Source organism: Pseudomonas sp. LB-090624, from assembly GCF_003205205.1.
Taxonomy (GTDB): domain Bacteria; phylum Pseudomonadota; class Gammaproteobacteria; order Pseudomonadales; family Pseudomonadaceae; genus Aquipseudomonas.
Genome location: NZ_QJRL01000035.1, coordinates 1 through 14774, shown reverse-complemented (window position 1 = coordinate 14774; position 14774 = coordinate 1). Strand labels below are relative to the sequence as shown.

The following is a 14774-nucleotide window of genomic DNA, read 5'->3' as shown; positions in this document are numbered from 1 at the left end:
AAACGGCAGGGGATCGCCCTGCCGTGGGAATAATCAGGCGGGTTTCGCCGTGGGCTTGCGATTATAAGCCCACCAGATCAGGCCGAGGCCAGCCAGGATCATCGGCACGCACAGAATCTGACCCATGGTCAGCCAGCCCCAGGCGATGTAACCGAGCTGGGCATCCGGTACCCGAACGAATTCGACGATGAAACGGAAGATGCCGTAGAACAGCGCGAACATGCCCGACACCGCCATGGTCGGCCGCGGCTTGCGCGAATACAGCCACAGGATGACGAACAGTGCTACGCCCTCAAGGGCAAACTGGTACAGCTGCGACGGATGGCGCGGCAACTGCGCTGGGTCGCTGAACGGCGGGAAGATCATTGCCCATGGCACGTCGGTGGGCTTGCCCCACAGCTCGGCGTTGATGAAGTTGCCGATACGCCCGGCACCCAGGCCGATCGGCACCAGCGGGGCGACGAAGTCCATCAGTTCGAAGAACGACTTGTTGTTGCGCTTGCCAAACCACAGGGCCGCCAGCATCACGCCGATGAAGCCGCCGTGGAACGACATACCCCCTTTCCACACCTCGAAGATCAGCGTCGGGTTGGCCAGGTAGGCGTGCAGGTCGTAGAACAGCACGTAACCCAGGCGCCCGCCGACAATCACCCCCATCGACAGCCAGAACACCAGGTCGGACAGCTTCTCGCGGCTCCAGGTGGGGTCGAAGCGGTTCAGCCGGCGTGAGGCCAGCAGCCAGGCACCGCCGATGCCGATCAGGTACATCAGGCCGTACCAATGGATTTTCAGCGGCCCGATGGCAACGGCCACGGGGTCTATCTGCGGGTAAGGCAGCATGGAACTTCCTCTCGATTCAAATCAAAAAGCTGAGGCCGACACAGAACAGCAGGGCTGCGAACAGGCGTTTCAACAAACGTGGCGACAGCTTGTGCGCCAGGCGCGCGCCGAAGCGGGCAAAAAACATGCTGGTCACGGCAATGCCGACCAGCGCCGGCAGGTACACGTAACCCAGGCTGTGGGCCGGCAGGTGCTCCTCATGCCAGCCCAGCAGCATGAAGCTGACGGCACTGGCCACGGCAATCGGCAGGCCACAGGCAGAGGACGTGGCCACCGCCTGCTGCATGGGCAGGCTGCGCCAGGTCAGGAATGGCACGGTCAGTGAACCGCCGCCGATGCCGAAAATGGCCGAGGCCCAACCGATCACACTGCCTGCGCCGATCAATGCGGGCTTGCCGGGGACGCCACGGCTGGCCTTGGGTTTGAGGTCCAGCGCCATCTGCGCGGCGATGACCAGGGCGAATACACCAATGATCTTTTGCAGCAGCGGCCCCTGGATCAGCGAGGCAGTCTTGGCGCCGACACCCGCCCCGAGGAGGATGCCAAGGGTCATCCAGGCGAAGATCGGCCATTGCACGGCACCCTTGCGGTGGTGTTCACGCACGGCGTTGATCGAAGTGAAAACGATGGTTGCCAGTGACGTACCGACTGCCAGGTGGGTCAACACCGAAGCGTCGAAGCCCTGCAAGGTGAAGCTGAACACCAGCACTGGGACGATGATGATGCCACCGCCCACGCCGAACAGCCCGGCCAGCACACCGGCACAGGCGCCCAACAGCAGATAGAGCACGAATTCCATTCGGCTTCCCCGAAAAATCAATCCGGCATGGTAACGGAACCCGGGCTCGGGGCTCTAGTGAACTCTGTGTCAGGATGGATCCGCCAAGCTGCTGTGGGTACAGTGACAAAAAACACAGAGGCCCGACCGATGTGCCTGATCGTATTTGCCTGGCGGCCGGGGCACACCCTGCCGCTGATCGTGGCGGCCAACCGCGACGAATTCTATGCCCGCCCTACCCAGCCCCTGGCGGCCTGGGAGGAGACGCCTGGGGTGCATGCCGGGCGCGACCTGGAGGCCGGTGGTACCTGGCTGGGGGTAGGTCCCCAGGGGCGCTTCGCCGCGCTGACCAACATTCGTGACCCGGGCCAGCCGCCGGGGCCCCGCTCGCGGGGTGAACTGGTGGCAGCATACCTACAGGGAGCGCTTGGGGTCGACGCGTACCTGGACCAGGTGGCCAGCCGCAGTGGCCAGTATTCAGGGTTCAACCTGTTGGTAGGTGACGAGCGTCAGCTGGGTTACCTGAATGCCCGGGACGCGGCGCCGCGCCTGCTTGAGGCTGGGGTGTACGGGCTGTCCAACGCAGGGCTGGATACGCCGTGGCCGAAGTTGGTGAAGGCGCGTAGCGGGCTTGAGGGCCTGCTGGAAACGCCAGAACCGCGCCGGTTGCTGGATTTGCTGGCCGATAACGAGCCGGCAGCTGATGGTGACCTGCCCGAGACAGGCGTGGGGCTGGCGACCGAGAAATTGCTGTCGAGCGTATTCATCGCCAGTCAGAACTACGGGACACGGGCGAGTACGGTGCTGATCGTGGATGATCAGGGACAAAGACGGCTGATCGAACGCAGTTTCGGGCCGTTTGGGGGGCACTTGGGGGAAGTTGAACTCAGGGTTTGAGGCCCATGTGGCCGCTCCCACAGGAGTGGGTGATCTCCTGCGGGAACGGCCCCGGAATTTCAGAGGGTTTTATTGGCCCCTGGCCCGATCATCCGCGCCAACCCGAGGTTTTTCAGGGCCAGCTGCAGCGAGCTGTGGATAACCTGCGGGTTGTCATGGCTCAAGGCTTCGACCAGCAACTCCTTGGCCTTGCTCATGTTCACCTGCCGCAACATCCACTTCACCTTCGGCAGGTTGGTGGCGTTCATCGACAAGCTATCGAAGCCCATCGCCATCAACAGGATTGCCGCCGCCGGGTCACCCGCCATCTCGCCGCAGATACTGACCGGCTTGCCTTCGCCATGGGCATCGCGCACTACCGTGTTCAACGCCTGCAGCACCGCCGGGTGCAGGTAGTCGTACAGGTCGGCGACCCGCGGGTTGTTGCGGTCCACCGCCAACAAGTACTGGGTCAGGTCGTTGGAGCCGACGGAGAGGAAGTCCACTTGCCGCGCCAGCTCCTTGGTCTGGTACACCGCCGCAGGGATTTCGACCATCACGCCCACCGGTGGCATCGGCACATCGGTGCCTTCGTCCCGCACCTCGCCCCACGCACGGTGAATCAGGTGCAGCGCCTCTTCCAGCTCATGAATACCTGAAATCATCGGCAGCAGAATGCGCAGGTTGTTCAAGCCTTCGCTGGCCTTGAGCATGGCACGGGTCTGCACCAGGAAGATTTCCGGGTGGTCGAGGGTGACGCGAATGCCGCGCCAGCCGAGGAACGGGTTTTCTTCCTTGATCGGGAAGTACGACAGCGCCTTGTCACCGCCAATGTCGAGGGTCCGCATGGTCACCGGCAATGGGTGGAAAGCCGCCAGTTGCTCGCGGTAGATGGCCAGCTGCTCTTTCTCGCTGGGGAAGCGCTGATTGATCATGAACGGCACTTCGGTGCGGTACAGGCCGACCCCTTCGGCGCCGCGCTGCTGCGCACGGGCCACGTCGGCGAGCAGGCCGGTGTTGACCCACAGCGGCATGCGGTGGCCGTCCGGGGTGACGCATGGCAGTTCGCGCAGGGCATCCAGGCCCTGGGCCAACTGGCGTTCTTCCTCGACCACGTCGCTGTACTGCTTGCGCAGCACTTCGCTCGGGTTGGTGAACACTTCGCCCTTGTAGCCGTCGACGATCAGTTCGATGCCGTCGACCTTGGAGTATGGCAGGTCGACCAGGCCCATCACCGTGGGGATGCCCATGGCGCGGGCAAGAATGGCGACGTGGGAGTTGCCCGAGCCCAGTACCGAGACCAGGCCGACCAGCTTGCCTTCCGGCACTTCGCCCAGCATGGCCGGGGTCAGTTCTTCACTGACCAGGATGGTGTTGTCGGCATACACCAGCGACTGCGAACGGGCTTCCTGCAGGTAGGCCAGCAAACGCCGGCCCAGGTCCTTCACGTCGGAAGCACGCTCACGCAGGTAGTCGTCGTCCATCAGTTCGAAGCGGTTGACGTGCTCGCCGACCACCTGGCGCAGGGCACCTTGGGCCCATTGGCCGGTCTTGATGACCTCGGTCACCTCGCCACCCAGCGCTGCATCTTCAAGCATCATCAGGTAGACATCGAACAGCGCCCGCTCTTCCGGGCGCAGCTGGGTGGCCAGCTTGGCCGACAGCTTGCGCATGTCTTCGCGCACGCCTTCAAGGGCGTTTTCGAAGAGTTTCAGTTCGGCGTCGATATCATCGACGGTCTTGTCCGGCACCACCTCCAGGTCGGCCGGCGGCAGCATCACCACCGCACGCCCCACGGCAGCACCTGGCGAACCCGGCACACCGACGAAGCGCGCTTCCTGGATGCCCTTGCCCTGACGGCCCAGGCCCCGGATCGAACCGGTGGCCTCGGCGTGGGCGATAACCCCGGCGAGCTGGGCGCTCATGGTGACCAGGAAGGCCTCTTCGCCCTCGTCGAACTGGCGGCGCTCCTTCTGCTGGATGACCAGCACCCCGACCACGCGGCGGTGGTGAATGATCGGTGCACCCAGGAAGGAGGCGAATTTTTCTTCGCCGGTTTCGGCAAAATAGCGGTAACGCGGGTGGTCGGCGGCGTTTTCCAGGTTCAGCGGCTCTTCCCGGGTACCGACAAGGCCCACAAGGCCTTCGTTGGGGGCCATGCTGACCTTGCCGATGGAACGCTTGTTCAGGCCTTCGCTGGCCATGAGTACGAAGCGGTTGGTTTCCGGGTCGAGCAGGTAGACCGAGCAGACCTGGCTGCCCATGGCCTCCTTGACGCGCAAGACAATGATCCCCAACGCCGACTTGAGATCTTTGGCGGAGTTTACTTCCTGGACGATCTTGCGCAGCGTATTGAGCATGGCTCGGGGTCGAACTCCGTCGTCAGTCGCGCGTCAGCAGACGCGGTGCTAGCTCTTTCAGGGCGCGCCGGTACACCTCGCGCTTGAATGTCACAACCTGGCCCAGCGGGTACCAATAGCTCACCCAGCGCCAGCCGTCGAATTCCGGCTTGCCGGTCAGGTCCATCCGCACCCGTTGTTCGTTGCTCACCAGGCGCAGCAGGAACCACTTCTGCTTCTGGCCGATGCACAGCGGCTGGCTGTGGGTACGGACCAGACGCTGCGGTAAACGATAACGCAACCAGCCACGGGTGCAGGCAAGAATTTCCACATCATCGCGTTCAAGGCCAACTTCTTCGTTCAGCTCGCGGTACAGGGCATCTTCCGGCGTCTCGTCAGGGTTGATACCACCCTGGGGAAATTGCCAGGCATCCTGGTTGATCCGTCGAGCCCATAGCACCTGCCCGGAATCATTCGTGAGAATGATCCCGACATTGGGGCGAAAACCATCCGGGTCGATCACGGCAGCAACCTCGCAAACGCATGTCACCGCATTGTTCCACAAAGCTTGCGAGCGCAGCAACGCGCCCGCCAAGCTTATGTGCAGCTGCGTGAAAACTCCGTATTCTGCGGGCCTACCTTGTGGCTGATGCGAGTGACCGCGATGCGCCTGGCTTTATTCGACCTGGACAATACCCTCCTCGGTGGCGACAGCGACCATGCCTGGGGTGACTACCTATGCGGGCGTGGCATCCTTGACCCGGTCGCCTACAAGCAGCGCAATGATGACTTTTACCAGGAGTACCTCAATGGCACCCTGGACCTGCAGGCCTACCTGGCCTTTTCCATGGAGATTCTGGCCGCGACGCCTGTGGCCAGACTCGACGAATGGCACCGCGACTTCATGCGCGACTGCATCGAGCCGATCATCCTGCCCAAGGCCCTGGCCTTGCTGCAGCAGCACCGCGAGGCCGGCGACCAGCTGGTTATCATTACCGCCACAAACCGCTTCGTCACCGCGCCGATCGCCAAGCGCCTGGGTGTACGCGTGCTGCTGGCGACCGAATGCGAGATGCGCGATGGCCGCTATACCGGGCGTAGTACCGATATAGCGTGTTTCCGTGAAGGCAAGGTGACGCGACTGGAGCGCTGGATGATGGAGAACGGCTTCGATCTTGAGGACAGCTACTTTTATAGCGACTCGATGAATGACCTGCCGCTGCTGGAGCGGGTCACGCATGCGGTGGCGGTGGACCCGGACCCGAGCTTGCGGGCGGAGGCTGATAAGCGTGGGTGGCCGGTGGTTTCGCTCAGGGATTGAGATTTTCCTGCACCGGTCTCACCGCGGGTGAAGCCGCGATGAGACCGGTGCCGGCAACCTGGGCCGCTCAGACCGGCTTGGCCCCCATCAGCCCGGCAATGGACAGGAAGCAGACCCCACTGAACACTGCCAGCGCCAGGGTAAACCGTAGCCCCACCACTTCTGACTTGCGCAACCGGTTCAACCGCACCAGCAGCCACCAGACGGCAAACGCGCCCAGGGTATAGATGACGCTGGAAGCCAGCACCCAGGTCTGCCCCAGCGGCCAACCGACAAGGTGCACCAGCCACCAGCCAGTGAACGGCATGCTCACCAGGCACAGCCCCATTAGCACCCAGACGAACACCAGCGGCCGCCGCAGCAGCTTGGCATAGGCCTCGGCATCGCCCTGGCGGCGGGCGCGCACGGTCCAGATCGCCAGGCTCAGAGCGCCCAGCAGCAGCAGGGCGGTGGCGATGATATGCAGGGTCTTGAGCGTGGTCAGGTGTTCCATGACGTCACATCCTTGAGCGATAAGCCAAGCGTAGCCGCTCAGCCCAGGAACAGCTTGTAAGCCGGGTTCTCGGTTTCGTCCCAATAGGGGTAACCAATTTTGGCCAGCGCCGCCGGCACCAGGTGGCGCTCCTCCTCCGGCACCTGCAGCCCGGCCACCACGCGCCCGTCGGCCGCGCCATGGTTGCGGTAATGGAACATCGAGATATTCCAGCGCCCGCCCAGCTTGTTGAGGAAGTTGAACAACGCGCCCGGCCGCTCAGGGAATTCGAAGCGCAGCACCATCTCGTCACTGGCGCCGGCCGAATGGCCGCCGACCATATGGCGAATGTGCAGCTTGGCCAACTCATTGTCGGTCAGGTCGGTAACCGGGAAGCCCTGATCGATCAGTTGCTGCACCAGCGCTGCACGCGGGTCGTTTTCGGGGTGGGTCTGCACACCGACAAAAATGTGTGCTTCGTCCGAAGTGTGCTTGCGGTAGTTGAATTCGGTGATCTGGCGCTTGCCGATAGCCTCGCAGAAGGCCTTGAAGCTGCCCGGGCGCTCGGGGATGGTCACAGCGATGATCGCTTCGCGCTTTTCACCCAGTTCGGCACGCTCGGCCACATGGCGCAGGCGGTCGAAGTTAACGTTGGCGCCAGAATCGATGGCCACCAGGGTCTGGCCGGTCACGCCGTACAGCTCGACATACTTCTTGATGCCAGCCACACCCAATGCGCCAGCAGGTTCGGTGATCGAGCGGGTATCGTCGTAGATATCCTTGATGGCTGCGCAGATTTCGTCGGTGCTGACGGTAACGACCTCATCCACATGAAGGCGGCAGATATCAAAGGTATGCTGGCCGATCTGCGCCACCGCCACGCCGTCGGCAAACAGCCCGACCTGCGGCAATACCACGCGCTCACCGGCAGCCATCGCTGCCTGCAAGCAGTTCGAGTCATCCGGCTCTACGCCGATGACCTTGATTTCCGGGCGCAGGTACTTCACGTAGGCGGCAATACCGGCGATCAGGCCACCGCCGCCCACGGGCACGAAGATCGCATCCAGTTGGCCAGGGTGCTGGCGCAGGATTTCCATGGCCACGGTGCCCTGCCCGGCGATGGTGTGCGGATCGTCATAAGGGTGGACGTAGACGAAGCCTTTTTCATCGACCAGTTTCAGCGAGTAGGCCAGCGCCTCGGGGAAGGAGTCGCCATGCAGCACCACCTTGCCGCCGCGGGAACGCACGCCTTCGACCTTGATCTCCGGGGTGGTCTTGGGCATCACGATGGTGGCCTTGATGCCCATTTCACGGGCCGCCAGGGCCAAGCCCTGGGCGTGGTTGCCGGCCGAGGCGGTGACCACGCCGCGGGCAAGTTCTTCCGGGCTCAGCTGGGCCAGCTTGTTGTACGCCCCGCGGATCTTGAACGAGAATACCGGCTGCAGGTCTTCGCGCTTTAGCAGGATCTGGTTGCCGAGGCGCTTGCTCAGCTGCCCGGCGCTCTGCAACGGGGTTTCGACGGCAACGTCATAGACGCGCGAGGTGAGGATCTTCTTGACGTACTGTTCGAGCATCGGGAAAGCATCACTGGGCCGCGGGACAAGGGCTGGGAGTCTACCCCAGCGCTACGTCGGGCGACCACAGCAAAGCCCTGCGAGCCGTTATACTAGGCAACTTTGAAACCGCCCCTGCCCCTTTCGGAGCCCGCATGACCCAGGACCAACTCAAACAGGCCGTCGCCCAGGCCGCTGTCGACTTCATTCTGCCCAAGCTGGATGAAAAGAGCGTAGTCGGCGTCGGTACCGGTTCGACCGCCAATTTCTTCATCGATGCCCTGGCTCAGCACAAGACCGCCTTCGATGGCGCCGTCGCCAGCTCCGAAGCCACTGCCCAGCGCCTGAAGGGCCACGGCATCCCGGTCTATGAGCTGAACAGCGTCAGCGAACTGGAGTTCTATGTGGACGGTGCCGACGAGAGCGACGCGCACCTGAACCTGATCAAGGGCGGCGGCGCGGCCCTGACCCGCGAGAAAATCGTCGCCGCGGTGGCCAAGACCTTCATCTGCATCGCCGACGCCAGCAAGCTGGTACCGGTACTGGGTTCCTTCCCGCTGCCGGTCGAAGTGATCCCGATGGCCCGCAGCCACGTGGCACGCCAGCTGGTCAAGCTGGGAGGCGACCCGGTGTACCGTGAGGGCGTGGTCACCGACAACGGCAACGTGATCCTCGACGTGTTCAACCTGCAGATCACCAACCCGGTGGAACTGGAAGCGCAGATCAACGCCATCGTTGGCGTGGTGACCAACGGCCTGTTCGCGGCGCGGCCGGCGGATCTGCTGCTGCTGGGTACCGCTGAAGGCGTGAAGAGCCTGAAGGCCGAGTAAAACCCTTCGCGGGTAAACCCGCTCCCACAGGTACCCCACAGGCCTGGAACCGTGGCGATACCTTCTAGGAGCGGGTTTACCCGCGAATAGGCCCTGACAGGCGATCAATCAGTCGGCTGCCTGAACACATAGAACAGGTTCGGCTCACTGACCAGATAGATGGTCCCGGCCTCATCCATCGCAATCCCCTCCGCCTGCGGCACCGTCGCCTGCAACCCCTGGAAGCCCTTGCGCAACGACAAGGTACTCAACGGCCGCCCCTCGACATCCAGCTCAAGCACCAGCCGCGACTCGTCCGACAATGCCAGCAAATGCCCGCTGCGCTCATCGAACTGCAAACTCGACAGGTCCCGCACGAACAGCCGTGAATCGCGCTTGCGGTCCTGCACCACATGCACGGCGTAGGGTTTTTCCGGGGTGTCATGCGGGAAGCCGTGCACCTCGTAGATCAGCATCGGGTCACGCTCCTTGGCTACGAAAAGGCGCTTGCCAGCCGAATCATAGGCCAGCCCCTCGAAACCTTTGTTGCCGTTCAGGCCAATGCCCAGGCTGAGCTGCTCGGCATCGCCGGCATCGAGAAACAGCGTATCGTCGTCCAGGCGCACGCGGATCAGCCGCTGCTGGCGCTCGTCGGTGATCACGTAGCTGTTTGGCCCTACATACTCCACGGCTTCCGGGTCACCGAAGCCGGTCAGCGGTACGCGGCGTAAAATACGCCCATCCAGCGACAGTTCGATCAGCTCCGAACGGGCATTGGTGACGGTGAACAGGGTCTTGCGGTCGGGGTCGTAGGTCAGCGCCGATACGTCGTCATCCAGCCCTTCGATCGGCTGCGCCTCCACCACCACCCGGTAGCGGTCCAGGCCAATGCTTTGCTCGGCAGGCTGCCACCAGGTCTTGAGGTTGAACCAACCACGCTCGTACAGACGAAACTCCTGCCCGGCCCAGCCAAGCAGGAACAGGCCGACAACGGCCACGGCAAGGAAAAAGCGAACGCAACGACGCATAAAGACAGACTCGACACAAGGATGGCGAATCTAACCACGAACAACTGAAGTAAAGCTTAATGCCAGCATCCGAAAAGCCTGAAACTGCTGTCAGTTTTTCCTGAAGCGATAGAACAACGCCGGCTCGCTGACCATGTACAGGTTGCCCTTGTCGTCCATGGACACTCCCTCGGCACGCGGAATGGTGTCACCAAGGCCATTGAAGCCGCCCAGCAAGGTCATGAAGCTGACCTGCTGGCCCTGCTCGTCCAGTTCCAACAGCATGTTGGAGTCGGCCGACAACACCAGCAGGTGGCCGGTGCGCGGGTCGACACCCAGCGCCGAAAGATTGCGCAGGTCGAGTTCATCGCTGGGCAGCGGCTGCTTGTCACCCTTGAGCGGGCTACGGCCATCGGTGTTCCAGGTGTACAGCTTGGGCGGGCGCTCCTCGCCGATGATCAGGCGCTGGCGCAGTGGGTCCCAGGCTACAGCCTCGAAGCCCTTGTTGCTCTTTACCGACCGGCCCAGGTCGTAGCTTTTGAAGTCATCGTGATTAAGTGAAGCCGTTTGTGCATCCACCTTGACCAAGGTCAGGTCGTGCAGGCGCTCATCGGTGATGGCCAGGTAACCGTCTTCCAGCACGGCGACGCCTTCCGGGTTGTTCCAGCCGTTGAGCGGGATCTTGCGCAGTACATCGCCATCCAGATTCAGCTCGACCAGAAACGGGTTCTTGCCCATCACCGCGAACAGGGTGCGGGTGTGCGGATTGAAAGCCACGTCCGAAGCTTCATCATCGTCCATGCCCGGTAACGCCTTGGCATTGATATCGACCTGGTAATCCGGCAACCACACGCTTTCGCTACGCTCGGCGGTGCTTTCGAAGCTTTCTCTTACCCACAGTGCACCGCGGTCATCCCAGTGCATGGCCACGGCCACGCCATAGCCGATCACTGCCGCCACGGCCAGGCCGAAGGGCCAGCGCAGGTAGAAACGACGCTTAGGGGTGACCGGGACGCTGGAGGAGGATGGCATGCGGTGATCCTGGGGAAATGGACGTAGGTGCGCGCATTATCCGGATGAGGTGTGAAAAATCGGTAAACAGGGCCGTCCTCCTCGCGGGCTTGCCCGCGAAGAGACCTGCCCGGTCTTGGCTCAAAGCACCCGGCTTTCGAAGCGGCTCACACCCGGCAGCTCGAGCACCAGCTCATCCCCGACATTGAACGGCCCCACACCCGCAGGGGTACCGGTCAGGATTACATCACCCGCCTGCAGTGAGAAATGCGCCGCCATGTGCTGAATCATCGGCACGATAGGGTTGAGCATCATCGCGCTGTTGCCGTCCTGGCGCACTTCGCCGTTCACGGTCAGACGCACCGGGATGTCGGTCACATCCTCGAAGCTGGCAGCCGAGACGAATGGCGGCAACACGCAGGCGCCGTCGAAGCTTTTGGCCAGTTCCCACGGCAGGCCCTTCTCTTTCAGCTTGGCCTGCACGTCGCGCAGGGTCAGGTCCAGCGCCGGGGCGTAACCGGAAATGGCGTCCAGGACCTCTTCTTCGGTCGGATGGGTCGACAGCGGCTTGCCCAGCAGCACGGCAATTTCTGCCTCGTAGTGCACCGAGCCGCGGTCCGCCGGGATCTTGAAACCGCCTTCAGCCGGCACCACGCAGCTCCCCGGCTTGATGAACAGCAGCGGTTCGGTGGGGATCGGGTTATCCAGTTCCTTGGCATGCTCTGCATAGTTCCGGCCGATGCACACCACCTTGCCCAGCGGGAAGTGGATGCGTGTGCCGTCTACGTACTGGTGCTGGTAACTCATGGCCGACTCCTTTGATTACTGCTTTTGTTCAGGAGCGAAGATCTTACCCGGATTCATGATGCCGTTAGGGTCGAACACGGCCTTTATTGCCTTCATGCAGGCAATTTCTTCGGCTGAGCGGCTGTAGCCCAGGTAGTCGCGCTTGGTCATGCCCACGCCATGCTCGGCAGAGATCGAGCCGTGGTAGCGCTCGACGATCTCGAATACCCACTTGTTGACCTTGGTGCACGAGGCGAAGAAGTCGTCCTTGCTCATGTGCTCTGGCTTGAGGATGTTCAGGTGCAGGTTGCCGTCGCCGATATGGCCGTACCACACCACTTCGTAATCCGGGTAATGCTCGGCGACGATGGCATCGATATCGCGCAGGAACGCCGGTACCTTCGATACCGTGACGGAGATGTCGTTCTTGTACGGGGTCCAGTGCGAAATGGTTTCCGACAGGTACTCGCGTAGCTTCCACAGGTTTTTCAGCTGGGTTTCGCTCTGGCTCATCACCCCGTCCAGCACCCAGCCCTGCTCGACGCAGTGCTCGAAGGTTGCCAGGGCCTGGTTGGCCACTTCCTCGGTGCTGGCTTCGAACTCCAGCAGGGCATAGAACGGACAGTCGGTCGCGAACGGCGCTGGTACGTCCCCACGCGCGAGGATCTTGGCCAGGCCTTTATCGGAGAAGAATTCGAAGGCAGTGAGGTCCAGCTTGCCCTGGAAAGCGTGCAGCACCGGCATGATCGAGTCGAAGTCCGGCGTGCCCAGCACCATGGCGGTGAGGTTGCGCGGTGCGCGGTCCAGGCGCATGGTGGCCTCGACCACGAAGCCCAGTGTGCCTTCGGCGCCAATGAACATATGGCGCAGATCGTAGCCGGTCGCGTTCTTGATCAGGCCTTTGTTCAGTTCCAGCAACTCGCCCTTGCCGGTGACCACTTTCAGCCCGGCCACCCAGTTGCGGGTCATGCCGTAGCGAATCACCTTGATCCCGCCGGCATTGGTGCCGATGTTGCCGCCTATCTGGCTGGAGCCGCTGGAAGCGAAGTCCACCGGGTAATACAGACCTTGCTCTTCAGCGTAGGCTTGCAGCTGACGGGTGATCACCCCTGGCTGGCAGACCACGGTGCGGTCGAAGGCATTGAAGTCGAGAATCTGGTTCATATAGTCGAAGGCGACCACAACCTCGCCATTGGCCGCCACGGCGCCCGCAGAAAGCCCGGTGCGCCCGCCCGACGGCACCAGTGCCACCTTGTGCGTATTGGCCCAGCGGACGATCGCCTGAACCTGCTCGACCGTCTTGGGCAGGACGATGGCACTGGGGGCTGGCGGGTAATGCTTGGTCCAATCCTTACCGTAGGCTTCGAGAGAAGCCGCGTCGGTCAGGACCTTACCAGGGTCGACCAGGGTCATCAGTTCTTCAATAACAGCGGGGTGGGTCATCGCTGGAACTCTCGACTTATTCATAGTCACCCTGAGCACTCTTCACCTGTCGGGATAAGCTCAGATTGTGTCGCGTATGCTAGCATAGCCCTCCCGCTGTTCATGCTAAGGCTGCCCTCGCGCCTGGCATCACCCCTCGCCATTTTTTCTCCGGGATACAGGTTTACGCAGATGAGCAAGACTTCTCTCGACAAGAGCAAGATCCGGTTCCTTCTTCTTGAAGGTGTGCACCAGAACGCGGTCGATACCCTCAAGGCCGCCGGCTACACCAACATCGAATACCTCACTGGTTCGTTGCCGGAAGCCGAGCTGAAGGAAAAGATCGCCGATGCCCACTTCATCGGCATCCGTTCGCGCACTCAGCTCACCGAAGAGATCTTCGACTGCGCCAAGAAACTGGTCGCTGTGGGCTGCTTCTGCATCGGCACCAACCAGGTTGACCTGGCAGCTGCCCGCGAGCGCGGTATCGCCGTGTTCAACGCGCCTTACTCGAACACCCGTTCGGTGGCCGAGCTGGTGCTGGCCGAAGCCATCCTGCTGCTGCGCGGCATCCCTGAGAAAAACGCCTCCTGCCACCGTGGCGGCTGGATCAAGAGCGCGGCCAACTCGTTCGAAATCCGCGGCAAGAAACTGGGCATCGTCGGCTATGGCTCGATCGGTACCCAGCTGTCGGTCCTGGCCGAGAACCTGGGCATGCAGGTGTACTTCTTCGACCCACTGACCAAGCTGCCGCTGGGCAACGCCGTGCAGGTCACCAGCCTGAACGAGCTGCTGGGCCTGGCCGACATCGTTTCGCTGCATGTGCCTGAGCTGCCATCCACCCAGTGGATGATCGGCGAGAAGGAAATCCGTGCAATGAAGAAGGGCGCAATCCTGATCAACGCCGCCCGTGGCACCGTGGTCGAACTGGACCACCTGGCTGCCGCCATCAAGGACAAGCACCTGATCGGCGCTGCCATCGATGTGTTCCCGGTCGAGCCGCGCTCCAACGACGAAGAGTTCGAAAGCCCGCTGCGTGGCCTGGACAACGTCATCCTGACCCCGCACATTGGTGGCTCCACTGCCGAAGCCCAGGCCAACATCGGCCTGGAAGTGGCCGAAAAGCTGGTCAAGTACAGCGACAACGGTACCTCGGTGTCCTCGGTCAACTTCCCGGAAGTGGCCCTGCCGGCTCACCCAGGCAAGCACCGTCTGCTGCACATCCACGAAAACATCCCGGGCGTGCTCAGCGAGATCAACAAGGTCTTCGCCGAGAACGGCATCAACATCTCCGGTCAGTTCCTGCAGACCAACGAGAAAGTCGGTTACGTGGTAATCGACGTTGACGCCGAGTACTCCGACCTGGCGCAAGAGAAACTGCAACAGGTCAAGGGCACCATCCGTTCCCGCGTCCTGTTCTAAGTTTGCTTGCATGTCTAGTCCTGAAATAGGTTTACACCTGTTCAGGTAGCCCGATAGACCTCAAAACGCCCGATGCACCGCATCGGGCGTTTTGTTTTTCAGGGCCATGTGAGGCCGCTCTGTGTTGTAGATCTGCAC

General features: G+C 62.1%; 15 protein-coding genes. 4 read left to right on the top strand and 11 right to left on the bottom strand.

Annotated features, from left to right (window positions below; translation table 11 throughout):
* Positions 1-33 precede the first annotated feature (33 nt).
* Together lgt and DMX11_RS22715 are read right to left on the bottom strand one after the other, a co-directional pair.
* Positions 34-840, bottom strand: a complete 807-nt coding sequence (gene lgt / locus DMX11_RS22720) for a prolipoprotein diacylglyceryl transferase (protein WP_110747109.1) — start codon at positions 838-840, stop codon at positions 34-36.
* Between the two features lie 16 nt (positions 841-856).
* Positions 857-1639 carry a sulfite exporter TauE/SafE family protein gene (locus tag DMX11_RS22715; protein WP_110747107.1) on the bottom strand — a complete coding sequence of 261 codons (783 nt, stop codon included), beginning with the start codon at positions 1637-1639 and terminating at the stop codon, positions 857-859.
* A gap of 129 nt (positions 1640-1768) precedes the next feature.
* Here DMX11_RS22715 and DMX11_RS22710 point away from each other — a divergent pair, with 129 nt between their 5' ends.
* On the top strand, positions 1769-2515 hold the full coding sequence (locus DMX11_RS22710) for an NRDE family protein (RefSeq protein ID WP_110747105.1): 747 nt from the start codon (positions 1769-1771) through the stop codon (positions 2513-2515).
* A gap of 59 nt (positions 2516-2574) precedes the next feature.
* Here the strand turns inward: DMX11_RS22710 and ptsP are convergent, their stop codons facing one another.
* Complete coding sequence (ptsP, locus tag DMX11_RS22705) at positions 2575-4854, bottom strand: phosphoenolpyruvate--protein phosphotransferase (RefSeq protein ID WP_110747102.1); 2280 nt, start codon at positions 4852-4854, stop codon at positions 2575-2577.
* A 22-nt stretch (positions 4855-4876) separates the two neighbouring features.
* A complete protein-coding gene (locus DMX11_RS22700; protein ID WP_110747162.1) occupies positions 4877-5356 on the bottom strand; it encodes an RNA pyrophosphohydrolase in 480 nt (159 codons plus the stop codon).
* 141 nt (positions 5357-5497) lie between these two features.
* Between DMX11_RS22700 and DMX11_RS22695 the strand changes: the two genes are divergently transcribed.
* On the top strand, positions 5498-6154 hold the full coding sequence (locus tag DMX11_RS22695; RefSeq protein WP_110747164.1) for an HAD family phosphatase: 657 nt from the start codon (positions 5498-5500) through the stop codon (positions 6152-6154).
* A gap of 67 nt (positions 6155-6221) precedes the next feature.
* Here the strand turns inward: DMX11_RS22695 and DMX11_RS22690 are convergent, their stop codons facing one another.
* Positions 6222-6647 (bottom strand): DUF2269 domain-containing protein, encoded by a 426-nt coding sequence (locus DMX11_RS22690; protein WP_110747100.1) that lies wholly within the window; start codon positions 6645-6647, stop codon positions 6222-6224.
* Between the two features lie 38 nt (positions 6648-6685).
* Entirely contained in the window at positions 6686-8200 is a 1515-nt protein-coding gene (gene ilvA / locus DMX11_RS22685; protein ID WP_110747097.1) for a threonine ammonia-lyase, biosynthetic, read from the bottom strand.
* Between the two features lie 134 nt (positions 8201-8334).
* On the opposite strand from ilvA, the gene rpiA reads away from it, so the two are divergent.
* On the top strand, positions 8335-9009 hold the full coding sequence (gene rpiA, locus DMX11_RS22680) for a ribose-5-phosphate isomerase RpiA (RefSeq protein WP_110747094.1): 675 nt from the start codon (positions 8335-8337) through the stop codon (positions 9007-9009).
* A gap of 104 nt (positions 9010-9113) precedes the next feature.
* Here rpiA and DMX11_RS22675 read toward each other — a convergent pair whose 3' ends face one another.
* The 4 genes from DMX11_RS22675 to DMX11_RS22660 all read right to left on the bottom strand — a co-directional run bounded on the left by DMX11_RS22675 (position 9114) and on the right by DMX11_RS22660 (position 13235).
* Complete coding sequence (locus DMX11_RS22675) at positions 9114-10016, bottom strand: SdiA-regulated domain-containing protein (RefSeq protein WP_110747092.1); 903 nt, start codon at positions 10014-10016, stop codon at positions 9114-9116.
* 90 nt (positions 10017-10106) lie between these two features.
* Complete coding sequence (locus DMX11_RS22670; RefSeq protein WP_110747090.1) at positions 10107-11027, bottom strand: SdiA-regulated domain-containing protein; 921 nt, start codon at positions 11025-11027, stop codon at positions 10107-10109.
* Positions 11028-11147: 120 nt separating this feature from the next.
* Positions 11148-11813, bottom strand: coding sequence for a fumarylacetoacetate hydrolase family protein (locus DMX11_RS22665; protein WP_110747087.1), 666 nt, complete (start codon positions 11811-11813; stop codon positions 11148-11150).
* 15 nt (positions 11814-11828) lie between these two features.
* Positions 11829-13235, bottom strand: a complete 1407-nt coding sequence (locus tag DMX11_RS22660; protein WP_110747086.1) for an FAD-binding oxidoreductase — start codon at positions 13233-13235, stop codon at positions 11829-11831.
* Positions 13236-13406: 171 nt separating this feature from the next.
* Between DMX11_RS22660 and serA the strand changes: the two genes are divergently transcribed.
* Complete coding sequence (serA, locus tag DMX11_RS22655) at positions 13407-14636, top strand: phosphoglycerate dehydrogenase (protein ID WP_110747083.1); 1230 nt, start codon at positions 13407-13409, stop codon at positions 14634-14636.
* A 60-nt stretch (positions 14637-14696) separates the two neighbouring features.
* Here serA and DMX11_RS22650 read toward each other — a convergent pair.
* On the bottom strand, positions 14697-14774 hold a 78-nt coding region (locus tag DMX11_RS22650; protein WP_146146908.1), incomplete at its 5' end, for an integrase core domain-containing protein.